General features: G+C 67.8%; 17 protein-coding genes. 8 read left to right on the top strand and 9 right to left on the bottom strand.

What is annotated here, in order from left to right; all coding sequences use genetic code 11:
• Positions 1-52: 52 nt before the first annotated feature.
• Positions 53-1,048 (bottom strand): hypothetical protein, encoded by a 996-nt coding sequence (locus ALI144C_RS35990; RefSeq protein ID WP_076991701.1) that lies wholly within the window; start codon positions 1,046-1,048, stop codon positions 53-55.
• Positions 1,045-2,292, bottom strand: a complete 1,248-nt coding sequence (locus ALI144C_RS35985) for a hypothetical protein (RefSeq protein ID WP_083753682.1) — start codon at positions 2,290-2,292, stop codon at positions 1,045-1,047. Before ALI144C_RS35985 ends, ALI144C_RS35990 begins: the two co-directional genes overlap by 4 nt.
• A gap of 102 nt (positions 2,293-2,394) precedes the next feature.
• Here ALI144C_RS35985 and ALI144C_RS35980 point away from each other — a divergent pair, with 102 nt between their 5' ends.
• The 4 genes from ALI144C_RS35980 (at position 2,395) to ALI144C_RS35965 (ending at position 7,587) form a co-directional block, all read left to right on the top strand.
• Positions 2,395-3,174 carry a hypothetical protein gene (locus ALI144C_RS35980; RefSeq protein ID WP_076991699.1) on the top strand — a complete coding sequence of 260 codons (780 nt, stop codon included), beginning with the start codon at positions 2,395-2,397 and terminating at the stop codon, positions 3,172-3,174.
• A 329-nt stretch (positions 3,175-3,503) separates the two neighbouring features.
• A complete protein-coding gene (locus ALI144C_RS56440) occupies positions 3,504-4,589 on the top strand; it encodes an RNA polymerase sigma factor (RefSeq protein ID WP_202819136.1) in 1,086 nt (361 codons plus the stop codon).
• A gap of 158 nt (positions 4,590-4,747) precedes the next feature.
• The gene (locus ALI144C_RS35970; RefSeq protein ID WP_168211432.1) at positions 4,748-5,932 is read left to right on the top strand and encodes an alpha/beta fold hydrolase; all 1,185 of its coding nucleotides are present in this window, start codon (positions 4,748-4,750) and stop codon (positions 5,930-5,932) included.
• Between the two features lie 740 nt (positions 5,933-6,672).
• A complete protein-coding gene (locus ALI144C_RS35965; RefSeq protein ID WP_143231077.1) occupies positions 6,673-7,587 on the top strand; it encodes a hypothetical protein in 915 nt (304 codons plus the stop codon).
• Positions 7,588-8,063: 476 nt separating this feature from the next.
• Here the strand turns inward: ALI144C_RS35965 and ALI144C_RS35960 are convergent, their stop codons facing one another.
• From ALI144C_RS35960 to ALI144C_RS35950, 3 genes are all read right to left on the bottom strand, one after another.
• On the bottom strand, positions 8,064-8,921 hold the full coding sequence (locus tag ALI144C_RS35960; RefSeq protein ID WP_076991695.1) for an alpha/beta fold hydrolase: 858 nt from the start codon (positions 8,919-8,921) through the stop codon (positions 8,064-8,066).
• Positions 8,922-9,225: 304 nt separating this feature from the next.
• A complete protein-coding gene (locus ALI144C_RS35955) occupies positions 9,226-10,032 on the bottom strand; it encodes a hypothetical protein (RefSeq protein ID WP_076991694.1) in 807 nt (268 codons plus the stop codon).
• 11 nt (positions 10,033-10,043) lie between these two features.
• Positions 10,044-10,613, bottom strand: coding sequence for a papain-like cysteine protease family protein (locus ALI144C_RS35950; protein WP_076991693.1), 570 nt, complete (start codon positions 10,611-10,613; stop codon positions 10,044-10,046).
• A gap of 465 nt (positions 10,614-11,078) precedes the next feature.
• On the opposite strand from ALI144C_RS35950, the gene eno reads away from it, so the two are divergent.
• Positions 11,079-12,362, top strand: a complete 1,284-nt coding sequence (eno, locus tag ALI144C_RS35945) for a phosphopyruvate hydratase (protein ID WP_076991692.1) — start codon at positions 11,079-11,081, stop codon at positions 12,360-12,362.
• A 45-nt stretch (positions 12,363-12,407) separates the two neighbouring features.
• Here eno and ALI144C_RS35940 read toward each other — a convergent pair whose 3' ends face one another.
• Entirely contained in the window at positions 12,408-13,943 is a 1,536-nt protein-coding gene (locus ALI144C_RS35940) for an endonuclease/exonuclease/phosphatase family protein (RefSeq protein WP_076991691.1), read from the bottom strand.
• A 31-nt stretch (positions 13,944-13,974) separates the two neighbouring features.
• Entirely contained in the window at positions 13,975-17,046 is a 3,072-nt protein-coding gene (locus ALI144C_RS35935) for a S8 family peptidase (RefSeq protein ID WP_168211431.1), read from the bottom strand.
• 289 nt (positions 17,047-17,335) lie between these two features.
• Between ALI144C_RS35935 and ALI144C_RS35930 the strand changes: the two genes are divergently transcribed.
• The 3 genes from ALI144C_RS35930 to ALI144C_RS35920 are packed head-to-tail and all read left to right on the top strand — an operon-like array spanning position 17,336 to position 24,664.
• Positions 17,336-20,095, top strand: a complete 2,760-nt coding sequence (locus ALI144C_RS35930; protein WP_076991689.1) for an RICIN domain-containing protein — start codon at positions 17,336-17,338, stop codon at positions 20,093-20,095.
• A complete protein-coding gene (locus ALI144C_RS35925) occupies positions 20,092-21,861 on the top strand; it encodes a glycoside hydrolase family 76 protein (protein ID WP_237774485.1) in 1,770 nt (589 codons plus the stop codon). Before ALI144C_RS35930 ends, ALI144C_RS35925 begins: the two co-directional genes overlap by 4 nt.
• Positions 21,862-21,919: 58 nt before the next feature.
• Positions 21,920-24,664 (top strand): AbfB domain-containing protein, encoded by a 2,745-nt coding sequence (locus ALI144C_RS35920; RefSeq protein WP_076991687.1) that lies wholly within the window; start codon positions 21,920-21,922, stop codon positions 24,662-24,664.
• 49 nt (positions 24,665-24,713) lie between these two features.
• On the opposite strand, the gene ALI144C_RS35915 is transcribed toward ALI144C_RS35920, so the two are convergent.
• Positions 24,714-25,595 (bottom strand): SAM-dependent methyltransferase, encoded by an 882-nt coding sequence (locus tag ALI144C_RS35915; protein ID WP_237774484.1) that lies wholly within the window; start codon positions 25,593-25,595, stop codon positions 24,714-24,716.
• Between the two features lie 55 nt (positions 25,596-25,650).
• Positions 25,651-26,400, bottom strand: a complete 750-nt coding sequence (locus tag ALI144C_RS35910) for a DUF5753 domain-containing protein (RefSeq protein WP_076991686.1) — start codon at positions 26,398-26,400, stop codon at positions 25,651-25,653.
• Between the last annotated feature and the right edge of the window lie 225 nt (positions 26,401-26,625).

The following is a 26,625-nucleotide window of genomic DNA, read 5'->3' as shown; positions in this document are numbered from 1 at the left end:
CCTTTCTGGAGCAGGCGCATGCCCTCGTTGCCCAGCTTCTGCCACCGCTGTGTCAGCGTCGGCCCGCCATCCGTTCCGTGTACGTCGCCGAGGGCGAGTTCACGCGTGACCGCGCATAGGTGACGATCGCGGCCCGGCGGACCTGGTCGCCCGCAGTGGGTTCGGTGGGTTGTGCGAAGTCCGGCGCGTAGACCATCAGTACGCGTTGCGCCGGAGGCAGGAGGAGCACGGTCGCCGGTACGGGTGTCCGGCCGGTCCGCCGCCCGAAGTCGTCGGTTCGGTCGAGGTCCACATCGACCTGGCCGAACCGCGCGGCCAGCCGTTGCCGCGCCCCGGGCACCTGCGCGACAGCGACATCCAGGTACGTGGTGCCTCCTGCGCGCACGACTGCCCATTCAGCGTCGGCGGCGGCGTCCACCACACCCGCGGGGACCAGCGCCCAGTCCACCGCGCTTCTACCACTGAGGACAGTCACATCGGACCGTTCCTGACCGCCCGCGGCCAACGCGAACTCCGCACGCGTTGGCACAGCGGCTGCACGCAACTCGACGCCGTAGTCCTCGGCGAGCGCGACGAGCCTTTCGTCCATCGCGGAATCCCCGGTCAACGACGCGGCGACCAGGGCGCGCTCCGTCGCCTGGTCGTCGTCCAGCAGGTGCTCGACGGCGCTGGTCGCGATCGCGCGTTCGGCGAGCAGAAGTTCCGAACTGGTCGCGGGCACGTCCGCTGTCGCGGAAACCGGCCACCACGCCTGCACCCAGGCCAACTGGGCCACGACCCGGCACGCGTCACGCGTCTGCCAGTCCCCGTCCTCGGGAACGGTCGCTTCGGTGGCGTCGCCGAGGATCGCCGCCGCGGCTTCGACGCCGTAGATCTCCCAGAGCCAGTCCGCCGCGCGGTCCGGGTCGTCGATGCGCGCGGCCGGTCCGGCGGAGGCCAGCACGTCCCAGGCGATCAACGCGCCGCGCGCCGCGACCAGCGCCGTCTGCTCCGGATGCGGCGGCCAGTCGCCGACGAGGATCTCCGTCTCCGTCCGCTGGACTCTCACAGTGCCGCTCCCAGCGCTTGCCGTTCCAGGTCCGTCCGCAGCCGGTCACGCTGGTCCAGGATCACCGAGCGCAGCACTCCGTCCAGCAGATCCCACACCTCGTCGGCGGCCACGGCGTCCTGGCGGACTTCCCTGCCGTGCACACGGACCCACAGCCGCCGGAGATAGGCCGCCCGGACCTGGTGGACATCGGCTCGGACCCGATCCGGGACCGCGCTGGGCATCCGCAGCACCCGTTGGACGTAGGCCTCGCGCTCCCACCGCAGCCGCAGCCGGGCGGCTGCCCCGTCCGCCGGGCCGCCCGTCAGCGACGTCGAGGCATGCCCACCGAGGACCATCACGACCCGGCCGGACTCGTCCGCCAGCTGCCACGGTCCCGCGCACCGGGCGATCTCCCGGCGTACCAGCGTTCCGACGTCGGCGAGGACATCCCGGTGCGCCGACGTTGTCAGCGGACCGAACAGGCGCTCCACAATGGATCGGTCGAACGGCTTGGGCAAGGTCTTCTTCGACGCTGTCACGCCGAGTACCGGCATGGCCGGGCGATCCCGGTCGGTCAGGCCGCACTCGGACGCCACGCCCGGCCGGTCCAGCCCGGCAGCGCCCCGGGTGCCCGCCGAGTCGGCGATCAACGCCTTGAACAAGCTCCGATCCGGATTCGTCGCGCAGGTGGCGAGGAACTCCCCCGGCCGCACCGCCTCCGCCGGTAATCGCACGGGCGGTTTCGCCCACTCGCTGTCCAGGAGCGCGGTCAGCTCGTCGACGGCTTCGGGAGTGGTCACGAGCTCGCGCAGCTGGGCCACCGTCGGACCGTCCTGACCGTGGATCTCCGCGAGGACGACGGCCGCGCGCCTGTCCGCGTCCGGCTGCGGGTGGCCGTGTTCGCTCGCCAGTTCGTAACAGCGTTGGAAATACAGATCCTGCGGGTTCCCGTCGGTGATACCCGCCCGGCGACGTTGCTTCTTGAGCACCAGGAACCACGCGGCGGTCGCGGCCAGCACCGGCCCGGACTGGGCTATCCGGTCGCGCAACGCGTCGACGTGCTCGATGTCGATGGCGCCCGCGGCGAACCACGGGTTGAGAACGGGCCGCAGCACCAGCGGGTCGAGGATGAGTTTCACCGTACGGGCCAGCGGCCGACCGGCGGCGTTGCTCAACGGCGCCACCACGTCCCCGAGCTGCGACCACGCCTGCGTGATCAGCAGCCCCCTGGGCAACGCCGCTCGCGTATGCACGGTGCTCACCGGCCTGAGCCTAACCATTTCTGTTATCGGTAGGACGAGGCCCACGCCCAAGCTCGCCTACATCGAACGGTACTGAACTTCGGCAACCAAGAGGAACCCACGATGAAGATCATCGCTCTGATCACCCTCGCCATCAGCCTCGTCCTCACCATCATGTACGTCGCGAACGGCATCGGCGGAGACGACGAGTACGCCTGGTTGACCGGGTGGATGGCTGGTCCGATGCTGCTCGTCTTCGCTGTCCCCACGTTGTTCTCCGTCGCGAACAAGCTCGGCGGCGGGCTCGCCGCGCTCCGCGGCGCCGTTCCCCGTGCCTTCCGCGACGCGCCCATCGGGATGGGAACCGTCGTCGCGGTCTCGCGGACCGGTCTCAGCGTCAACGACCAGCCCCAGGTCGACATCCAGCTCGACGTGGACACCCCCAACGGCATGTCCTTCCGCGGTACCGCCCGTCAGATCATCGACATGACCGAGCTCATGGCGGTACGCCCCGGAGCGGTGCTGCCGGTCCGCTACCTGCCGGACGGGCAGGTCACCCTGGCGATCGACGCGGCGCAGGACGAACTGCAGGCAGCGCTCAACCGCGTGCAGATGGCCAAGGGGCACATCACCCCGAAGCAGCTGTACATCGCCGAGACGGGGATCGACGCCAAGGCCGTCGTGTTGTCGATGGCGCCGACCGGCGAGATCCGCGACGGCCGCACGATCGTCTCCCTCACGCTGCGCGTCACCCGGCCCGACCGCAGCATGTTCGACCTGACGCAGCAGAAGTCCGTACCGCCCAGCGCCGTCCCCCACCTGCAGCCAGGTTCGGCGGTCAGTGTCAAGTATCTGCCCCACGACGAATCCGAGGTCACCATCGTCACCTCCCTCGCCCCGTGACCACGACACCACGGCTTCAGGAAACTTCGAGCTCGACAGGGTCAGGTTTCCGGGTCCTCGGTCGGACTGGGGACATTCTCGTGGTAGCCAGCGGTGTGCTCAGTCGAGCCACACACCGGGCACTGTATGGGCGTCGGGGTCTCCGTCTGGTCACTCATGCACTGCCCCTCCCCGTGTGTGTTCATGAATCGCCGCCTGCTACGCGGCACTCGTACATCGTGGCTGGCCGTTGAGCGCCGAGTCTTGAACAAAAGGGAACCGCACTGATCAAGACATACCTTTGTCGCAATTCTGGGAACGCCCTTGCGGCGTGCCGGTGTAGAGAAGGTGTGGAGAGCGAGAGGGGGCGACCGGTGCGCGGCGCGGACGGCGACGACGTCGAGGACGGTGAACTGGTCGATCGGGCGCGCGAGGGGGACTTGCGTGCGTACGACCGGCTGGTTCGCCGTTACCTCGGCCAGGCACGCCGGACCGCGGCAGTGCTGGCCGGCCCGGCCGATGCGGACGACATCGTGCAGGACGCGGTCACGAAGGCCTACCTGGCACTGGACCGCTTCGACCGAACCAGGGCGTTCATGCCCTGGTTGCTGCGCATCGTGACCAACGAGGCGCTCAACACAATGCGGTCTGCCCGGCGCCGGGCCGGGCTGGCCGCGCGGCTGGGGGAATCCTCCTCGGCGGAAGCAGTCCGTTCCGCCGAGGAGGACGCGCTCACCAGCGAGCGGTATGCCGCGCTGCTGGCCGCGCTCGCCCGGCTGCCGGAACGATATCGGCAGGTCGTGGCCTGCCGATACCTGTTGGAGATGCCCGAAACCGAGACCGCGGACGTGCTCGGGCTGTCCCCGGGGACGGTGAAGAGCCGCCTGTCCCGTGCCCTGGCCAAGCTGCGCCACTCGGGCGGCGTCTGGTCACTTCCCGGCGGCGCCATACCGCCCGGCCCGTGCACGGAACCAGCTGCCGGTGCGCAGTCCGGCGCCCTGGGACGGGACCTGGCGCCCGCGACCTGCCGATCGCAGGTCCTGCTGGCGGTGTCGTCCGCAGCGGTGCTGGCGGCCGTGGTGACCACGGCGCTGGTTACTCATACGGAACCGCCGCCGATCCCGCCGCCGGTCTCTGTTCCCGGGCCGCCACCCATCAGCGGTGTTCCACTGGCGCCGATCCCACCGCCACCGCCACCGCCACCGCCGGTGTCCGGTCAGCCGCTCGCGCCACCAGCGCCGACCTCGATCCCGTCGGTTCCGCCTCCGGCTCCACCCGGGTCACGGACTCGGCATAGTGAAGGTGAAGATCCCCTACAGCAGGGACAGCATCGATGCATCGAACGATCAGAGTCATTGCTGGCGTCATGGCGACCAGCCTGCTCGCAGCGACTACGGCGGCCGCGGCCGAACAGACCGGTCGTGATCGCCCCATGACCTGGGCGCAATGCTCAGGCACCGGACTACCAGCAGACCTCCAATGCGCCGAGCTCGACGTGCCCGTCGACTGGTCGCGCCCCCACCACCGGCAGATCACCCTGGATGTTGCCCGCCTTCCCTCCACCGGGACTGACCGTCTGGGCACCGTGATTCTGGTGCCCGGCGGTCCAGGAGGGTCTGGCATCGACGACCTCGAACAGTCCGCCAGTGCTTTCGCCGCACTGCGGCAACGGTTCGACGTGGTCAGCCTCGCACCCCGGAATCGCTCGGACCGGGCGGAGTTCCCCACCCACTGCGGCCGGAGCGGACCGTGGGTGACCCGGCCGAAAGACCTGGCTGGCTACCGGGCGCTGGCCCGGACGAATCAGGAAGCGTCCCTGAAGTGCCGCCAAGCCGACCCGGAACTGTTCGACCACCTCGACTCCCGGTCAGTGGCCAGGGACCTCGACGCCATCCGCGCCGCGATGGGTGACACCGAGGTGAACCTGCTGGCCAATTCCTACGGCGGCGTGCCCGCGGTCGCCTACGCCCGGGAGTTCCCGAGCCGGGTACGCACGATGTTCTTCGACGGCACGGGTGACCCGACCGCCAGCGACGCCGAGACTGACGCAATCGATTATCCCAACAGAGAGCGGCTGTTCGGCCGGTTCATCGAGTGGTGTGATATCGACCCGGCCTGCGCGTTACACGGCGAAGACGTCAGCGCGGTCTGGCGAGGGCTGCTCGCCACCGCCGACCGGACGCCGGTGCCCGCCACCGGAGAGCCACCGGAAGTCGCCTACACCGGATTCGACTTCGTCATCACCGCCGGAAACATGATGAAGAACTCCGCCAGGTGGTCCGCTCTCGCCCAGGGCATCGACCTCGCTCGCGACGGGGACTCGGCGATGTTCGTCGGCTGGGTCCGGCAGAGCCTCGGCGGCAACCCGAAGTTTCCGGCACTTCCACTGGCCCGGGCCGTTGAGTGCGCTGACGACGCCGGCTATCCGAGCTACGCGGCTTATACACAGGCGCGACATCGAGGCGAGCGGCTGTCACCACACCTGCCGGGTCTGTGGCAGCGCATGCCGTTGATGTGCGCCGGCTGGCCACATCCGGTCGCCAATCCCCGCGACCCACTGCCCGCTGGGAAGCTACCCCCGCTCATGATCGCCGATCAGGCGCTCGACTATCCGGCCACGGCCGGCCTACTCAGCCGCGTTCCCGGATCGGGCGGAGTGCGCTACGACGGAGTCGGCCACGGCCTGTACTTGCTCGGCCAGCCGTGCGTCATCGCGCACGCGAACCGGTACTTCATCGACCGGACCCCTCCGGCCACCACCACGATCTGCAGGCCCTGACAGCAGCGCCGAGGGCGAGGTGTGGATCAGGTACCAGGCTCGCGCTTACCGCACTGCTGGCCCTCGCCGCCCCCCGTCCAGACGACTCAGGACACACGCGCGCAAGACTCCGTGTGACACCCGCACATCGGCAGAGGCGGACGCCAGGCAGCGTTGATCGAATCGTCACCGCTCGATCAGCGGCATGTGATGACGTTTGCGGTGTGTGTGATCACCGCTGACGTCTGCCGGCCATGGGCGGCTTTGGCCCAATCCCCTGTGGACACGGCGCGGCCTTGCGGAAGGGCCAGGAAGCCTTGCGCGCGATCAGGTAGGCCTGTGACATCTTTCTGGAGCGGCTCCGGCTACCGCAACAGCCTCGACTCCACGAGGGCGGGGCGATCTTCGAGCTGCGGTTTCCGCGGGAGGAGCCTGATGGCCCGGCTCACGCAGGTGGGCCGTGACAGCTGTCGGCCATCCCCACGCCGCCGGTCCGAACAAGGTGAGGCAGGGAATAAAGGCCGATCATGTCACGAATGTCGCGCCTTGCGATCGGCGTTGCTTGTCTCGCGATCCTGTGTCCGTTGACAGCATGCGAGAGTCCGGTCTCCGGCGGACCAGCGGCTGACGAGCCGCGCACTGAGCAACCGACCATCCCCCTCAATGCCGCCTGCAACCTCAAAGGCAATCCGTGGGCATGGACGGCCCCCAAGACCATCGGGGACATCGTCGAAACCGGACGCTCGGAAACCATCGCCGGCGTGTCCGTCTCCTACGGGCTCGGCTCCGCGGTCTTCACCGTGTCCGAGAGGGAAGCCGTGCTGTCCTCCGCTGCGCCGGAAACCGATACCGACCTGACCGCGAGGGAGTACCAGCGCGCGAAGGACGACATCGTCAAAGGGGCCAAAAGCCCGGAGGTTCGGGACGGGCAGGACTACAACATCCCGGCGACCGAGAACAACCGAGTGGCCTTCAAGACCATCGACAGCCGCGACACGCAACTCGCGCATACCCGAGTCACCAGAACAGCCGTCAGGGTCTGCAACGGTCAGGCGTTGAAGCTCGACTACACCGACACGGACCAGACCTGGTCGGAACAAACGTGGCAGCGGTTCGTCGGCGCTCTCACGCTCGGTGTCAACAAGGTCGAGGGTGGCGGCGAGACCTACGTGACGCACGACGTGTACGGGTACTACCGCGTCTGCAATGGAGTGCCGGTCATCAACGCCGCCAATCTCGACATGTCCAAGAAGCCGTTGAAGACGGCCCCTCTGGCGACGTATGAGAACCTGGACCCGGCTCGCGCGGGCAACGCGCATTGGACGGTGACCAGCCTGGAATTCGGCGCCCCGTACAGTGCGGAGTCATCCGAGTACGCGCAGGTCTCCGTCGTGGCCTGCTTCAAGGCGGTCGCCGGCACCGAGAAGCGGGTCAGCACCTGCGAGGTGGCCCAGCACGACGGCCGATCCGTGTCGGCGCCCTACCACCACGTCGACTACGAGCTGACGTTCTACGAAGCGAAGACCGCGAAGAAGCTCAGCACCGGGGAAATACGGGTGCCGGGGACAAAGGCCAGTTGCCATACCGACCCGTACCTGAACCGGACCGACCCCAAGCTCTACTCCTTCCCCGACAGGAAAGCGGCGAGCGAAGCGGTGAAAGCGTTCGCCGGATAACCGGCATGAAGGCCGCTGGTGCCCCGCCGTCTCGGCGCCGACACGACCGTCACACCGGACTCCGCGGCCGGCTGGATCGCAAGGCGACCGTCCTCTCCGTCGACAGCAGCCCGCGAGGTCGGGGGAACACGTGACAGATCAAATTCACCCGACATCAGGTCCGGATGAAGGTATGCGCAGATGCTTGACGAGATCGACTGGGGATCACTCGACCACGCCTATGGTCCCGCCACCGGGCGCGCAGCGCGCTGCCCTTGATCACTTGATTTTCCCGAGTCAGCGACGGCGCCGGCAGCCCGCGTTGTCACGCAACTGCTCGCTGACGGCAGTCTTGCCTCCGGGGTCAGTCATGAACTCATCCCATCAGTGCGCAAGACAGCCCTCGAAGGACGTTCTCCATTGCCAGCAGCGCTTGGACCATCCCGGGTGGAGTCGCGTCGACGCGCGGCCAGGAGATCCAGGTGTGGCTTTGCTGGTTACCTGGTACCGGGGGACGGGCTCTCGGTGTGCCGGACCACCCCTGCGACGAACGCATCCCACGTGGGGCGCGGCAGGTCGTGTCCAGCGCCCCGCAGCACCAGCAACTCAGCTGCCGGGATCGCGTCACGCAACGCCTCGCCATGCGCGAGCGGGAGCAGCGGGTCCAGGTCGCCGTGGACCACGAGCGTCGGCGCCGTGATGTCCTCGAATCCCCCGTTGACCGGCTTGTCGGAGACCATGGCGTAGTGGTTGGCCAGCGTCGAGGCGTAGTCGCGGGCGCGCGCCACGTCCCGCTCGACCAGTTCCCGGGCCTCCGCCTCGTCGAAATGCGCGGAGCCCCCCGATATCGCCTTCATCGACCGCACGACGTAGTCGATCACGGCGGCCGTGTCGGCCAGGTCGGGCTCGGGTGGCGCGTGCTCGGTGAAGTACTCCGCCGGCGGCGGCAACTGCTCGTCCCCTGTGGAGGTGCTGACGAGCGTGAGCGTCGCCATCCGGTCCGGGTGGTCCACCGCGACGACAAGCCCGAGGCCGCCGAACATCGACTGACACACGAAGTGCGCGCGCTCGACGCCGACCGTGTCCAGGATTCCGAGCGCGTCCTGGACGAGGTCGGCGAGCGAGTAGCCCGGCTGACCCGGCGGGTAGGAGACGGATCTGCCCGTGTCCCGCGCGTCGTACCTGATCACGAACCGCCCGGCCGCCGCGATCCGCTCACACAACTCCGCGTCCCACCACAGCATCGACGCGGATGCCCCCGCGACGAGCAGGATGGCGGGATCCGCCGCGTCGCCGAAACTCTCGACGCACAACTCGGCACCATTGACTTCGACAAGCTGGTCACCAGCAGACATGGCCCGCACGTTAGACCACACGGGACACTTGCCACCAGTGATCAGCCGAGGGCGTCGCGGTGGTCCCGCCGGTCGCTCATCGCACTGCGGGCCCGACTGACAGCGTCGGCCCATGGCCGCACGGCGACGTGGCTGACATCGCTGTGGGTTGTTTCGGGTTCACGTCCTCTGCGATTCGCCGGACACACGATCATCATCCCGCACAGGCCGGGCGTTAGCCCGATGTGACCGGTCCACTTGCCCCCGTTGGCCGAACACCACTGAGGCCGGGTCCCCGGTGTGTTCCGGGGACCCGGCGACTCGGCTACACCCGGCGACGGCGGGCGACCATGACGACGACACCGGCACCGGCGATCCCGGTACCGGTCAGGGCGAACAGCAGCGGCGAAATCACCGTGCTGCTGTCGTTCGGCGTCGGGCCGCCTGTGCTGTAGCCGCCGAGCTTGTGCTGGCGCTGGTAGTCCGAGCCGGGCAGCTTGTCGGCGTAACGGCTGTGCACCAGATCGTGGTACTTCGCGACAGACGTGCCGTCCTGGCCAACCGACCACGCCGCCGGTTGGTTGAGGGGCAGCACGCGGTCGCCGTCAAGCCGGTACCAGGCGTTGTTCTGCGGTTCGGTGAACACCGTGCCGGTCGCCGCGGGGCCGAACGCATCGGTGCCGGACGTGATCTGGTGGATCGACCACGCCGTTCCCTTGCGGGACAGCAGGATCGAGGCGTCCTGGCCACTCGCGGACCTGGCCGGGACCGCCATGTACACGAACGTCGCCACTGGCGCGTCCACCGAACGCACGAAGTCCGGCGTGAGCGTGTAGACCGGACGCGCCGGTCCGGTCACCCGTGGCGCCTTCGCCCGCAGCGCCTGGGCATCCGGCGTGCCCTGGGCGAGCATGCCCGTGGACTGCTTGTCGAGGTTGACGAAGAACTTCGCCAGCCGCGTGGTCGTTTCCGGTGCCGCCGCCACCTGTGCGGCCATGGTCGCGTCCGAATCGGACGGTGCGTTGGTCACCGGAGCTGCCGACGCCGTGCCACCGGCGAGCAGGAACGCGAGTCCGGCCGTGGCTGTTGCGCCGAGGACGCGGACGCCAAGCGCGGTTTGTCGACTGGTCATCTTCGTCCTCCTCATGCCCCGGCCCCGTAGAGCGCTTCGCCCCACTGGAACTCGTAGTTGTCGACGTAGTCGTCGTAGGACATCTCGCTGTAGCGTGGGCTGTACGGCCACGGGTCGCCGTAGTAGATCAGCTGCTGGTCGTCGTATCCGTAGATCACCTGGGCGTGACCACCGCCCGCGGTCCAGTAGATGCCGGTCTCGATCGGCCTGCGCGCGTCGATCTCGCTCGCCACCGTCTGGAAGGACGGCGGGCCGCTGACCTGGCCCGCACTCAGACCGAGTGCGCGGAACGCCCGCTGGTCGTACTGGAGGTAGCCGGCCTGGTTCGGGCACGGCGTGCCCTTGGGGTAACCCCGGCCCAGTGCGCAGAAGTCGTTCTGGCTGACGTTGCCCTTGCCGTGGAACTTGGCGATCGTCAGTCCACTCGCGACCCAGCACCACTGGTCCTGTTGCTGCACCAGCTGGTTGATCTGCAGTTCGCCCGCGGACGCCGTGGCCGGTGCCATGAGTGTCGCCGCGCAGGTGAGCAGGGCGGCGAGCCCGGCGAGCGCTCGAAGCCGTCCGGGTGTGTGCTTTCGCATGTTCGACTCCCTTTCCCGGCCGCCCGCGGCCCATGCGTGCGCACCGCGGGGTCACATCGCCGCTTCGGTGCAGGGGGATTGGTGCGCGCTCCGGCGGCCGGGACGGGTCCGGGTGGCGACACCTGCGCGAAGCAGGGACGGTGACAACCGTCGCCCGTTCGGGGCCCGGCCAGGAAGGTCCGAATGGACATAAAGATGACTGATAGTAGTAAAGCGATTGCAAAGTGTAGTTAATGCGATGTTCTTTCTTTGTCGCGGGTCACGCCCGCGGGGGGGCGAAATGTCGGATGCCGTCGCGTCCCAGCCATGTCCCCGACCTCGTCCGCAGATCACCATGAACGGTCGTGATGAGGGCGATCAGGTCCGGCGATACCTGACGACGGCCGCGAAGTTGTGCCTGGTAGAACATCGTGAGTGTTTCTACGGGTTACCCGCCTGAACACTCACGAGGGTTAGGAGCACAGTGTGACTGTTATCGTCGCCGTTCGTGGCCGCGAGGTCCTCGACAGCCGCGGCAATCCGACCGTCGAGGTCGACGTCCTGCTCGAAGACGGCTCCCTGGGGCGAGCGGCCGTGCCGTCCGGCGCCTCCACCGGGACCAGGGAAGCCGTCGAGCTGCGTGACGGCGACGCGTCCCGGTACCACGGCAAAGGCGTGCGCAAGGCCGTCGACGCTGTCAACAGCGAGATCAGCGAAGCCGTGGTCGGGCTCGACGCGGAGGCCCAGGCCGAGGTGGACCGCGTCCTGATCGAGCTGGACGGCACCGAGAACAAGGCCCGGCTCGGCGCGAACGCGACGCTCGGCGTCTCGCTGGCGACGGCCAAGGCCGCTGCCGACAGCAGCGGGCTTCCGCTGTACCGCTATGTCGGCGGTGTGTACGCGCACCTGTTGCCGTTGCCGATGATGAACATCATCAACGGCGGTGCGCACGCCGACAACTCGATCGACTTCCAGGAGTTCATGATCGGCCCGGTCGGCGCCGAGACCTTCGCCGAGGCGGTCCGGATGGGCTCCGAGGTGTTCCACACGCTGCGCAAGTCGCTGCACAAAGCCGGTCACAACACGAGCGTCGGCGACGAGGGCGGGTTCGCGCCCAACCTCGGCTCGGCCGACGAGGCGCTCGAGTTCGTGGTCAAGGCGATCGAGGACTCCGGCTACACCCCGGGCGAGGACATCGCGTTGCTGCTCGACCCGGCCGCGTCGGAGTTCTACACCGACGGCGTGTACGACTACGTGGGCGAAGGCCGCAAGCGCAGCGTCGAGGAACACGTGGCGTACCTCACGGACCTGACCACGCGGTTCCCCATCGTGTCCATTGAGGACGGCATCGCCCAGGACGACTACGACGGCTGGAAGCAGCTGACCGACACCATCGGCGGCCGGGTCCAGCTCGTCGGCGACGACGTGTTCTGCACGAACGTCACCCTGCTGCGGGACGGGATCTCGCGCGGCATCGCCAACTCGATCCTGGTCAAGGTCAACCAGATCGGCACCCTCACCGAAACGCTGACCACTGTGGACACCGCGCACAGGGCTGGCTACTCCGCGGTCATGTCGCACCGCTCCGGCGAGACCGAGGACACCACGATCGCCGACCTCGCCGTGGCCACCGGCTGCGGGCAGATCAAGACCGGTTCGCTGTCGCGGTCGGACCGAACCGCGAAGTACAACCAGCTCATCCGGATCGAGGAGGAACTGGACACGGAAGCCCGGTACGCGGGCCGCGACACGCTGCGCGGTAGCCGCTAGGAATGTCGTCGCCGTGGCCGAGGCGTCGGCCACGGCGACGTCATCTCACCGCGTCCTGAACGCGCTCACGACGGCGGCGTGGTCGGAAGGCCAAGCGTTGCCGTTGTGGTTCGGTACGGGCGTCGGTCGTCCTTCGACCACGACATCCGAGTCAGTCACCTCGAGCGGACCCGCGAAGTAGACGAAGTCGATCCGGTCCTGCGGCTCCGGCTCGCCGATGTGTGAGTCGTAGCCGTAGCCGCCGGTGAAGGTCGGGTAGATCGGCGACCAGGTGGTGCCCGGCACAGCCAAGGGGTCGCGGTTCACCACGCGGTAGGAGTCCCGCAGCCCGGCCTGAGTGGGCAGCACCGAGGTCGGCCACGGCACGGAGCCGTAACCACAGCGGCGGGTGCCCGGTGTCCAGTCCAGGTGGGACGGGGCGTTGAAGTCACCGGTCAACACCACCGGTGTACGGGACGCCGCGGCGATGTCCGGGCGCATTTCCTGCAGGATGGCTTTGATCTGGGGCGTACGGCCGGAGCGTTCCTCGTTCGCCATCAGCTGGTCTTGGTTCATCTTGCCGAAGCACGCGTCGTACGGACCGTACGGGTTGTAGCCGAGGTGCACGTTCCAGACCACGACGTCCAGGTCGTCGTCGAGCCGCACCCGGACCTTCGTGGCCACCGAGGTCGGACCGCTGCCGACCGGTGGTTTGCGTTCGACGATGGGGTACCGGCTGATCACGCCGATGTCGCTGCCCGACTGGTGGTGGTCCCAGCCCAGTGCCTCGGCCAGTTCACGGGTCGACGTCGCCGAGCTCTCCTGCAGGCCGACGACGTCCACATCGGACTTCAGGAGGAACCTCAGCTCCTTCTCCCTGCCGAGCGCGACCTGGCTGCCGCTGTGCCACAGGTTGAACGTGGCGGTTCTGAGCTCCGCCACCAGGTTGTCTCCCGGCAACCGGACTTCGATGCCGACGGCGGCAAGAGTGGTCTCGCCGCGCGCGTTGCGTGCCTCGATGTGCAACGGTCCCTTGTGGCCGAGCGGCGGTGTACCGGTGACTTCGCCGTTGGCCGACACGGCGGCCCATGCCGGGCCGCTGACCTTGCGGAAAGTGAGCCCGCCGGTGTCGCCACGCACCAGGCCACCCACGGTCGCGCGGTACGGCGCGAGGGCACGTGCGTTGCGCAGGTCGAACGTGTCGTTGATGAAGTGCAACGCGGCGTTGCTGACGATCCGCAGCTTGACCGGTGTCGCGAGCCACTGGTAGCTGTCCTTCGCCAGTGCGAAGACGATGTAGTTGCCCGGCTCGAGCCCGTCGGTCGGCAGCGTCGCCGTTCCGTTGCCCGCCTTGACGTAGACCCATTTCAGGGACGGGCCCACGTACGCCTCGTTCACCGGCCCGTTGCCGGGATCGGTGTACAGGCCCAGCCAGTTGGTCGGATCCGGGCGGGGCGTGCTGTAGGTCGCCTCGATCGGCTCCCCGCTGCGCACGGACGTCGACGTGAGCCGCAACGTGCCGTCCGGCGCCGCCGACGCGACCGTCGCGACGCCGGTGAACAGGAGCAGGATCACCGCCAGAAGCGGTGTGAACCAACGCATTCGCACCTCCTTGAGCTCAGCGGTCAGGAGTTCAGTCGAGTTTGTACGCGTTGACGATCGTCTCCTCGACGGTGTTTCCCGCACGGTCGGTCGCCTTGGCCCGCAGCGACACCGTCGTCGCGTCGTTCGGGTGCTGAACGACAGCGAGCACGTTCGCCACGACGGTGGCCTCCTTCCACGTCTGGCCGCTGTCGAAGGACACGTCGACTTTGAGCGAACGCGGGATCGTACTGGCGGTGCTGTTCTGCTCCTGCACGATCACCGGCAGGATGAACGACTCCCCCGCCGGTGCCGAGTTGGTCTCGTCCAATGCCGGTGTGAATCGGATCGTCGAGAGCGGCAGGCGGACCGGCTCCGCACCGGCCGCCGCAGAGCGGAACGTCCACGCGGCACGGACCTGCGTCGACACGTCCGCGGTGCTACGAGTAGCTTCGGCCGTCAGCCGGTACTCCCCTGCCTCCGGGGGCACCGTGAACGACCCCGAGCTGTAGCTGGACGATTCACCGACCTTGCTGCCGTCCCGGTACAGGACCATGGCACCACTGTCCACAGGGCACAGTCCGGCGTTGCCGGTGCCGTCGCCGAACAGCGGCAGGCGAGCCGAGATGGTGTTCCCGGTCCGGACCACGTAGTCGGTCGCTGTCCGGTTGCGCGGCATGGCCGGGCCGAACACCCCACGGTTGTACGACTCATGGTAGGTCCGGCCGGATTGGTAGCTCTTCACCGGTCCACTGAGGAAGACCTCGACGTACCGCATGTCCGCCGACATCTGCCACAACACCTGTTCCCACGAGACGTCTTCTGTCGTGTAGTACTCGTCGCGGCCACCGGGGACCTTCACCGGTTGCAGGTTCGCGTACGCGCCGTAGCGTTCGCCGGAATGGGTGTACGGGAACGCGTAACGCAGGCCGGGCTTGCTTTCCGGCCCGCCGCCGAAGGAAGCGCGCACGTGGGCGAGCTGTTCGCGTTTCACGGCACGGACGTATCCGGTCGGGACGTTGCCGCGCGGGTAGAACGTCAGCCCGTAGAAGTCACCCGAGGGGGTCATCCACTGGGTGTTGATCATCGTGGTGGATTCCCGCGCTGTCACGTCCGGCCCGACGTGTGCGGTCCACAGCCTGCCGAGGTCGCTCTCCAGCAGCCAGCCGAACACGAGCTTGTCGGCCGCACGCACGACGCCGACCTGACCGAGCCGCAGTTCGGCCGCCGGATCCGGTGCGGTCACACGGAACTGCTTGACCCGGCGGAAGTCGAGGCTGATCACGCTGTCGCCGGTCAGCCGGAACTTCGGGTACACCAGCCAGTTGATCCGCTCGCCGGTGATCAGCGAACTGTCGATCGCGTACTCGTCCTTCGGCAGCCTGATGGTCGCGCTGCCGTCCAGGTCCGACAGGGTGTACTGGTTCTCGAGTCCAAAGATCCGTGTCTCGTAACCGGTTGCCGGAGTTCCGTCGAGCCCGGTCTGGTTGATCGTGACCGTGTAGCTCTCCGGTTCACGGTGAAGGGCCAGCGGCGTCTTCACGACAGTTCCGCCCGTCACCGAACCGAAGTAGGTACCGGTGGCATTCGGCATTCCTGTGTTCGCGGTGACTCGCACGGCAGCTTCGCCACCGGCGGGCACGGTCACCTTCGACGGCGACACGGTCAACAGACCAGCCGGTGCGGGTTTGCCGTCCGGACCTTTCGCATCGATCGCGACGTCGAAGGTCACGTCCGTCTTGCCGGAGTTGCGGTAGGTCAGTGCTGTGGACACTGCCTTGTCGTATGGCCACGACTGCCTGCCCAGACTGACGTTGGTCGGCCCGGTGGTCACGGACTGGGTGAGCAGTTTGGACACGTCCACCCGGCCGGAGCCCTGGTGGAAGGCGTTGAGCCCCGGATTCGGCTTGGCGGACGCGGTCAGCGCGGCCTTGATCTGCTCGCCCGTCCACTCCGGGTGCACCTGGGCGGTCAACGCGGCGGAACCCGCGACGTGCGGCGTGGCCATGGAGGTGCCGGAGGCCGCGAGGTAGCCGTCCTCGACCGGTGTCGCGCCGCTGTGGGTCGACTTGGCGGCGACGATTCCCACGCCGGGTGCGGTGATGTCGGGCTTGATGGCCTGGTCACCGGTTCGAGGGCCACGGCTGGAGAACGGCGCGAGGGTGTCGTCCCGGTCGACCGCGCCCACCGTGAGCGCGGCGTCCGCACTGCCGGGCGACGCGATCGTCTCGTCGTCGCCGCTGTTGCCCGCGGCGATCACGAACAGCGTGCCGTACTTGGCCGACAACGAGTTCACCGCTTCTTCGAGCGGGTCGACCGCCGGCGTGTCGGTGCCGCCGAGGCTCAGGTTGACGATCTTGGCGCCTTGCTCGACCGCCCACTGCATCCCGGCGATGATGGTGGAGTCGTAGCCGTACCCCTCGTCGTCGAGCACCTTGCCGTCAAGGACGTCGGCGCCGTGCGCGACGCCTTTGTACTTGCCGCCCGACTTGGCACCGGTTCCCGCGATCGTCGACGCCACATGGGTTCCATGGCCGACGCGATCCGCGTTGTCCGGCGAGTCGCTGAAGTTCCGCTGCGCGATCTCCCGGCCTGCCAGGTCCGGGTGGGTCTCGTCGACGCCGGTGTCCAGGACGGCCACCTTGACGCCCTGGCCGGTGTACCCGGCCTGCCACGCCGCCGTCGCACCGATCTGCGCGGTGCTGCGGTCCAGGGACGCCTTGCGTTTCGTGTCCAGCCAGACCTTCTTCACGCCCGCGCCTGTCAGCGACGGCCACGCGGACCCGCTCTTGTCCACAGTCAGCGCGGAAGCGTTGACAGCAGCAAGGTTCTTCGCACCCGCGATCCGCACCGGAGCCGCACCAGGCGCATGCGTGACGATCAGTGGTGTCGCGTCGCCGTACTCCAGCAACGTGGTGACGTCGAAGAGCCGTTCGTCCAGACGGCCTTGTGTCACCAGGGATCTCGCGTCCGCCGGGACAACGAACGAGTGCCCGTTGCGTTCATAGGTCGAGAACGCGGTTCTTTCTCTTCCTTTGCCGGGGATGACGGTCCGGGCAGTGCCCGACTGGTCCAGCAGGACGACACGGTCTCCCGTGATCAACGTGACCGACCGTTCCGGCACAGGCGCGGCTGGACCTTCAGCCGCGGCAGGCGCCGCACACACCATTCCCGCCACGAGCGCCCCGGCGACGGTGCGCCCAGCGCAGCGGCGGCTTGTCGAACGCGAGCCTTTCGAACGCACCACGAACCTCCGGATCAGTCGCAGGGGAACCACCCATCAGACGGTGCCGGGAGCCAGGCCCGAAAACAGCGTCCGGTCTCCCGATCTTGTTTTACAACGTTGGCACAACGTTGTAAAGGCGCTACCATCGGCCACGCACCAGGACCCTCCCTGCCCCTGGAGGCCGACAATGCCGTCGTTGTCCCGCCGCACCCTGCTCAAAGGCACTGCCGCAGCCGCAGGAGCCACCATGCTCAGCAGCCAGTCCGCCGACGCGGCGCCGCGACCCGTCGCCTACGAGCGCCTCAGACCCGGCGCGATCAGACCGTCCGGCTGGCTCGCCACCCAACTCGACCGTCAGCTCAACGGCCTCAACGGCCGGTTCCAGGAAATCTCCCAGTACCTGCGCTACAACGACAACGGCTGGGTCCAGCCGGAGCGCGGCGGCTGGGAGGAACTGCCGTACTGGCTGCGCGGCTACGGCGACCTCGGGTACGTCACCGGCGATGCCCGCGTCCTCGCGGACACCGAGCGGTGGATCAACGCCGTACTGGCCACGCAGGCCGCCGACGGGTACTTCGGCCCCGCCGAGCACCGGGCCTCGCTGTACGGGCACGCCGACCTCTGGCCGCACATGCCGATGCTGCACGCCTTGAGATCATGGGCGGAGTACCGGGCCGACTCGCGAGTTGAGAGCGCTCTCACCCGGTACTTCCAGTTCGTGGCGCGGCAGCCGGACGCCGTGTTCGTCGACGGCTGGGGCACCACCCGCTGGGGCGACACCATCGACGTGCTGCACTGGCTGCACGCCAGGACCGGCGACCCGGCGCTGATCGACCTCACCCACCGGATCCACCGGCACTCGGCGAACTGGGTGGACAACGTCGCCAGCCTGCACAACGTCAACTTCGCCCAGGGCTTCCGCGAACCCGCGCAGTACTGGCTGGTCTCCGGTGACCCCGTGCACCGCGGTTCGGCCTACCGCGTCTACGACCGGATCATGTCCTCGTACGGGCAGTTCCCCGGCGGCGGGTTCGCCGGGGACGAGAACGCGCGGCCGGGCTTCGGCGATCCCCGACAGGGTTTCGAGACCTGCGGCGTGGTCGAGTTCATGGCCAGTCACGAGTTGCTCACCCGGATCACCGGTGACCCGTTGTGGGCCGACCGGACCGAGGAGCTGGCGTTCAACATGCTGCCCGCGTGCCTCGATCCGCAAGGCAAGGTGTCGCACTACGTGACCAGCGCGAACAGCGTCCAGCTCGACGACTTCGCCAAGACGCGCAGGCAGTTCCAGAACGACTTCGCCATGCAGGCGTACAAACCCGGTATCACGAGGTACCGGTGCTGCCCGCACAACTACGGCCAGGGCTGGCCGTACTACGTCGAGGAAATGTGGCTCACCACCACCGACGGAGGCATCGTGGCCTCCCTGTACGGCCCGTCGACCGTCACCGTCGGCACGACGAAGATCGAACAGCAGACCACGTACCCCTTCGGCGACACGATCACGTTCCGGCTGACGCTCCCCCAGCGCCGGAGCTTCCCGTTCTCGCTGAGGATCCCCGGCTGGTGCGCCAACCCGCAGCTGACTGTCAACGGCAGCCCGGTCACCGCGCCAGCGGGCCCGAAGTACGCCACCATCACCCGGACCTGGCAGACCGGTGACGTCGTCCGGCTCAGGCTGCCGATGGCGCCGCGAACCCGCGTCTGGCGCGACAACGCGGTGTCCGTCGACTACGGCGCCCTGACGTTCGCCCTGCGCATCGAGGAACGCTGGAACCGCTACGCCGGCAGCGTCGAATGGCCCGAGTACGAGGTGAAGCCCGGCTCGGCGTGGAACTACGGCCTGCTGCCCGGCCAGCGGTTCACGGTGGCCACGGGCGGCAACGTCCACGACCCGTTCACGCTGGCCAACGCGCCCATCCGGCTCACCGCCCATGCGCGGGCGATCCCCGACTGGACGGTCGACAGCGAGAACGTGGTCGGCACGATGAACAGCGGCCCGGTGGCGACGAACGAGCCGGTCAAGCGGGTGACGCTGGTGCCGATGGCGGCGGCCCGGCTGCGGATCACGTCCTTCCCGCAGACCGGCGGCGGCAAGGGCTGGGGCACCCAGGGAGCGCTGTGCCGGATCCAGAACCTCAACAGCGGCAAGGTGCTGGCCATCGACGGGATGTCGACAGCCAACTCGGCGCGGATCGTGCAGTTCGACGACAACGGCACGACCGATCACCTGTGGCGCCTGGTGGACGTCGGCAACGGCCAGGTCAAGGTCCGCAGCGAACACGCCGGCAAGGTCCTCGGCGTGGACCGGATGTCCACGGCGAACTCGGCACAGGTCGTCCAGTACGACGACAACGGCACCACCGATCACCGGTGGGTGCTGCTGGACGACGGTGACGGCTGGTTCCGGCTGAGGAACATCAACTCAGGCAAGGTCCTCGGCGTCCAGGACATGTCGACAGGGAACTCCGCCCGGGTGGTGCAGTTCGACGACAACGGGACCGCCGACCACCTCTGGCGGATCATCCCGGAGGGGATCGTGCGGATCCAGAGCCTGAACTCCACCAAGGTGCTCGGCGTCGACCGGATGTCCACAGCGGACTCGGCGAAGGTGGTGCAGTTCGCCGACAACGGCACCAGGGACCACGACTGGCGGTTCCTGCCCGACGCCAACGGTTACTTCCGCATCCGCAACGAGAACTCGGGCAAGGTGCTCGGGATCGACCTGATGTCCACCGCGAACTCGGCGCACGCCGTCCAGTTCACCGACAACGGCACGGCCGATCACCTGTGGCGGCTGCGGGCCGACACGGACAACACCTGGCGGTTGCAGAACGCCAACTCCGGCAAGATGTTGGCCGTCGACCGGATGTCCTACGAGGACTCGGCACAGGTGGTCCAGTACGACGACAACGGAACGCCTGACCACGTCTGGCGACTGCTGTGATCCGGGGCCTGGTCCTCGCTGTGGTCGTGGCCGCCGCCCCCTCGGTGGCTCCTGCCGCGACGGTGTGTTTCCTGTCCTGTGACACCTTGGACCCGGCCAAGGCCAAGCAGGAGACGTTCCCCGTACCGGAGAAGAACATCAACGGCCGACGCCTGGTGTTGCACGTGTCCGACGCGGACGGGATGGCGTGGGGCAGCATCGACAACGGCGTGACCGGCGACGCCGTCTGGCTCGACCGGTCGTGGGACGGCGGCGCAAGCTGGGAGGGCCTGCTGGGCAAGGCGAGCATTCCCGGGACGTGGACCGGCACACGGACGTTGATGTACAACATCTCGGACCCGGGCGCACATCGGCGTGGCTTGATCCGGGCATGCGGGGACGCGCGTGGCGTGGCGTGCACCGACTGGATCTACCCGACCGTGTGCGATCTCCGGTGCGACCGGACGGATCCGGCACAGGCGGTGAACCCCAGCCAGCCGGTGCCGTCGACATCGATCTTCGGCCGGACTGTCCGGCTGCACACCGACCAGAACGGGATGGCCTGGGGCAGCATCGAAGCGGGCGGCCGGGGCGACGAGATCTGGCTGGACCGCTCGTGGGACGCCGGTACGAGCTGGCCGGGTGGCTCCTCGCTCGGCCGTACCCCGATCACGACCGGTGCCTCCACGCGGACCACGATGTTCGCCACCCGAGATCCGCGAGGACGTCACTACGGCGGTGCCGTGCGCGCGTGTGGCCGGGAAGCCAGTCACGCGCAGGGCAGCTGCACGGCGTGGGCGCGCCCTGTGCAGAACAAGCCGCATGCGGCCGCGGATGCCCTGATGTACTCCTACGACCCGTACCAGGGTTGGTGGCCGAGCAGTTGGTGGAACACCGCCGCGACGCTGACCGCGCTGATCGACTACGCCGCACGGACCGGCAACCGCCAATACGACTGGGTCATCGGCCGGACCTTCGACGTCAACCGGGGTGCGTTCCCGGCCGGGCAACGCGGCACCGACCCGATCGAAGGCAACTTCATCAGCCGCGCCATCGACGACGCCGCGTGGTGGGGCCTGGCGTGGATCGCCGCCTACGACCACGTCGGTGACCGGCGCTACCTGAGCATGGCGACCACGATCGCCAACTACGTGCACCAGTACTGGGACACCGGCACCTGCGGCGGCGGTGTCTGGTGGGACCGCGAGCGGACGTACAAGAACGCTGTCACGAGCGGTCTCTACCTGCGGCTCGCCGCGGCCGTGCACCGGCGGACCGCAGGCGATTCCGTGTGGCTGCAACGGGCACGGGTCGCCGGTGACTGGTATCTGTCGAGTGGCCTGATCAACTCGGCCGGGCTCGTCAACGACGGCCTCACGCGGGACTGCCGCAACAACGGCCAGACCGTGTGGACCTACAACCAGGGCCTGGGCATCGGCGGCCTCGCCGAGGTCTGGCGGGCCACCGGCGACACCCGGTACCTCGACGGTGCCCGGCGGCTGGCCGACGCCGCCATCACCGGCTTGACCCGTGACGGGATCCTCACCGAGTCGTGTGATGTCGGGCAGGCCTCGTGTGACGACAACCAGAAGCAGTTCAAGGGGATCTTCGTCCGGTACATCGCCGAACTCGGCCACCAGCCGTTCCTCGCCCGGCAGGCGGCCTCGATCTGGACGGGCGACCGTGATCCGCTCAACCGGATCGGTCAGCGCTGGGCGGGCGGCAGCCCCAACCAGTCCGACTGGCGCACCCAGGCCAGCGCCCTGGCACCCCTCGTGAGTGGTTAGCCGGGTTCCAACCCCGACAACAACTTACGACCAAATCCCTGCTACGCCGGAGAAACCCATGTCACGATCGCTCATCAGCGCGGTCGCGGGCCTGCTGCTCGTGATCACGCTGGTCACGGCGCCCCAGGCCGCCGCGGCCACCTGGGTTCCCAAGACGCCCCCGCTGACCACGCCGTGGACGAGCCAGGTCTCGCCCACCAACGCGCTGCCCGAGTACCCGCGCCCGCAACTGGTCCGCTCGGACTGGCAGAACCTCAACGGAGTGTGGGAGTTCCGCGGCGCGCCGAACCTGAACACGCCACCGATCGGGCAGACGCTGCCCGAGGGCGTGCTGGTGCCGTACCCGATCGAGTCCGCGTTGTCCGGGATCATGCGGCATGAGGACAACATGTTCTACCGCAGGACGTTCACCGTCCCGTCCACATGGAACGGCCGCAGGGTGAAGCTCAACTTCGGCGCGGTGACGTGGGAAACACGAGTATGGGTGAACGGCACCCAGATCGGCACGCACACCGGCGGCTACGACGCGTTCTCGTTCGACATCACCAACGCGCTGCGCGCGGGCACCAACGAGGTCATCGTGGGTGTGCACTCGCCGATCGACGGCAGCACGTTCCCGATCGGCAAACAACGCCGCAGCCCGAGCGGGATCTGGTACACGGCCGCGTCCGGGATCTGGCAGACCGTGTGGCTGGAGCCGGTCAACGCCAACCACATCACCCGCCTGGACACGACGCCGAACCTCCCCGCGAGCGCGCTGGACCTGGTCGTCCAGGGCACGGCCGGGCAGCAGGTGCGGGCCGAGGTGCTCAGCGGTGGTCAGGTCGTCGGCAGCACGACCGGCACCACCGGGTCGAGCTTCAGGATTCCCGTGCCGAACGCCCGGTTGTGGTCGCCGGACGACCCGTTCCTCTACGACCTGCGCGTGACCGTGGTCAACGGCGGTGACGTCGTGACCGGGTACTTCGGGATGCGCTCGCTGGGCAAGGCCGTGGTCGGTGGCGTGCTCAGGCCGTTGCTGAACGGGAAGTTCGTGTACCAGCTCGGCACTCTCGACCAGGGCTACTGGCCGGACGGCACGTACACCGCGCCGACCGACGCGGCACTGCGGTTCGACCTGGAACGCCAGAAGGTACTGGGGTTCAACATGGTCCGCAAGCACATCAAGGTCGAACCGGCCCGCTGGTTCCACTGGGCCGACAAGCTCGGGCTGATGGTGTGGCAGGACATGCCCGCACTGGACGCGGTCGACGACACACCCGCCCGCAGCCACGCCAACTACGAGTCCGAGCTGACCAGGATCATCAACCAGCTCAAGGGGATCACGTCGATCGTGCAGTGGGTCCCGTTCAACGAGGGCTGGGGCGAGTACGACAACCAGCGGATCGTCGACCTGGTCAGGAACATCGACTCGACCAGGCTGATCAACCACAACTCGGGGTCGAACTGCTGCGTGTCGGATCCCGAGCCGCCCAACGGTGACGTGGTCGACGACCACGCGTACCAGATGTCCAGTGGCACCAGGCAACCGAGCACGACGCGCGTGGCGGTGCTCGGCGAGTACGGCGGTCTGGGCAGGCGTGTCGTCGGGCACGAGTGGCAGCCGGGCGCAGGCTTCGCGTACGGCGACCTGTACCCGGACGAGACCTCGTTGACCACCCGGTACGTCGAGATCACCAGGGAAGTCGGCCGGTTCGTGCAGACCCGGGGGCTGTCGGGCTCGGTCTACACCGAACCGTACGACGTGGAGAACGAGATCAACGGGTTCTACACCTACGACCGCCGGATCCTGAAGATGACCGAGGCACGGGTGCGCCAGGTCAACCAGGAGGTGCTGGCCAAGGCGGCCGGGACCGAGGTCGGGCGCGGCGAGCCCGTGTCGCTGAAGGTCACCACCACCGGCTACACCGACCGATACCTGCGCCACCAGAACGGTGTCACACGGACCGATGTGATCAACGGCGGCAGTCCGGACCTGCTCAAGCAGGACGGTACCTTCTGGGCCCGCCCCGGCCTGGCCGACGCGTCCTGCCTGTCGTTCGAGTCCCGCAACTTCCCCGGCGAGTTCCTGCGGCACGCGAACTCGGTGATCCGCAAGGACCGCAACGACGGGTCAGCGGCGTTCGCGGGCAACGCGACGTTCTGCGCGCGTCCGGGTTCGGGTGCGACGGCCCTGGAATCGCGCGACACACCGGGATCGTTCATCCGGCACTTCAGCGAAGCGGTGTACCTGGCCAGGCAAGGCGGCCCGAACCCGTGGGACACGGCGGCGAGTTTCGCCGCGGACACCACCTGGGCCGCGACGATCCCGTGGTGGCGCAGTGGGGCCACGCTGCCGGTGCACGCTGTCCGGTCGTTCCAGGTGACCACGGCCGGGTTCACCGACCGGTTCCTGCGCCATCAGGACAGTCTGGCCAGGACCGACGTGGTGACCGGCGCCAGCCCGCCGTTGCTGAAGAACGACGCGTCGTTCACCGTCCGGCCCGGCCTGGCGGATTCCTCGTGCTATTCACTGGAAGCGCGCAACTTCCCGGGCCAGTACCTGCGGCACGCGGCGTTCCGGGTCCGCCTGAACGCCTCGGAGAACTCGGACCTGTTCCGGCGTGACGCGACCTTCTGCGCCCAGCCGGGCTCGGCGCCGGGTAGCGTCCGACTCGCGTCGATCAACGAACTGGGCACGAACATGCGGCACTACAACGCCGAAGTCTGGGTCGCGTCCAGCGGGGGCGCACATGCCTATGACAACGCCGGTTCGTACGCGGCCGACGTCAGCTGGGCCGTGACCGCGCCCTGGGCGCCGTAGAACAATGTTCCCCGTTGCCGGGCGTCAGCTGGCAACCGCCAGACGGCACCTACTGCTTCCTGGCCACTCCGGCCCAGATCGCCGATGCGTTGGACGTCGCGAAACCATCTCGCGTCGGCGTGCCCCACGGACGCCACTCGGGCGCCCACACCATTCCGGGGTCCAGCGGTTCGAAGTTCCCCAGCAGTGCGCATATCTGGTCGCGACGACGGCAGATGACTTTGTTGCCCGAGTCGTCGTACATCTTTTTGAGCTGGCCGAGTTTCGCTTTGATCTCGGGCGGGACACCGTCGCCAGTCAGGTGCGACAGGGCCAAATAGGATCCCTGGGGCAACAATTCACGATATCTGGCGACAGACTGTTCCCAGATGTCGGAACCGTCTTTTCCTGGCTGGTGGACGTGCAGTACGGCGATCATCAGCAACGCGACAGGTTGTTCGGGGTCGATGATTCCGGTCGCGTACACGTCACGCCACAACCGATCGGGCTCGCGGAGGTCGCCGTTGACCACCGCGTGCCGGTCGGGATCACCTTCCTCGTCCACCAGGATCTCGGCATGGGCGACGGCGACCGGTTCGTTGTCGACGTACACGACACGGCAATCCGGCACGACCTCGTCGGCCATCCGGTGCGTGCTGCCTTCCCTGGGAATACCCGCACCGACGTCGAGAAACTGCCGGATTCCCCGGCGCGCGAGATCATGGACCACCCTGTGGTGGAACGACCGATTGGCGACGGCGATATCCCTGAACAGTGGAAACGCCTCGAGAACGCGATCGGCGAACTCGCGATCGACGGCCCAGTTCGAACTGCCGCCCAGATAGTAGTCGTACACACGCGCCACACTCGGTTGGCTGAGGTCGACGTTCTTGAGAGCGTTGGGCCCGGACGTCAGACTTTGCATGCTGATGATCCCTTGGTCGATCGGCATGGCCGGACCATATCGTAGCCGCCCACGGGCATGAACGCATTCACCGAATAGTATTTCACTCAGCGTGCCACTTGGCGCGCCACTCCTCGATCAGGTCGACAATAAACTGCCTGCTGTCTTGCCTGGTAAGCGCCGCCGCACACAGTTGCTCCCAGTACTTCGTGTACTCCGGCTTCATCTCGTAGACCATGGCACCGCCGGTGTGTTCGACGTATACCTTTTCCGCGCTGTCGAGCCGCATGATGGTGAAGTCGCCGTGCGCGGACGCGATGGGCGCCTCGAAGGTCAGGATCTGCAGCGTGAACGTGTCGTACTCGTCGACGAGGCTCAACAGGTACTCGGCCTGGTCGACGACCAACTGCGGCGTCCGGCCGCCGGGCATGCGGTGGAACGACGACTCGCTCAGGATGACGTGGTACCGAGGCGGGTCCACGGCGGTGACGACCTTCGTGCGGGCCTGCCGCCGCTTGTACAGCGCGCTCACGTCCGAGTCGCCGTCGTCCTCACTTCCCATCCGGAGCATGTAGTTCTCGGACTGAAGCGGCCCGGGGATGCGCTCGCTGTGCCAGCACCGGATCACCTCCGCGCTGGACTCCAGGTCGGTCAGCTCGGTGAACGCCGCCGTCCACCCATTCGACGACCGCCCGCTCTTCGCGTCCTTCCAGCGCCGGGCGATCGAGCGCATCCAGTCGGCCGTCTCGTCGTCGGGCTGGAGGATCCCGATCAGCTTCTCCAACTCGTCGAGTTTGATCTCGATTCCCCGGGTCTCGATCTTGTTGATCTTTCCCTGCCCGCATCCGAGCATCTTGGGCAACGGACAGTTGCGTCAGCTTTTTTGCCTCGCGCAACTTCCGCAGCACACGCCCCAACCGCTGACGCTCAACGGCCAGTTCACCATCGGGTGAGTCCGACACCCAGACTCCAGTGATCACTCGATCGGATACAAGTCCGATCGAGGATATGCCACTTCCCGTGACGACACACCACCAGAACACACGATGGGGTGATGTCCTCATCGGATTAATCCGAT

Source organism: Actinosynnema sp. ALI-1.44 (genome assembly GCF_001984155.1).
Classification (GTDB): Bacteria; Actinomycetota; Actinomycetes; order Mycobacteriales; family Pseudonocardiaceae; genus Kibdelosporangium.
This window is presented reverse-complemented; position numbering and strand designations above follow the sequence as displayed.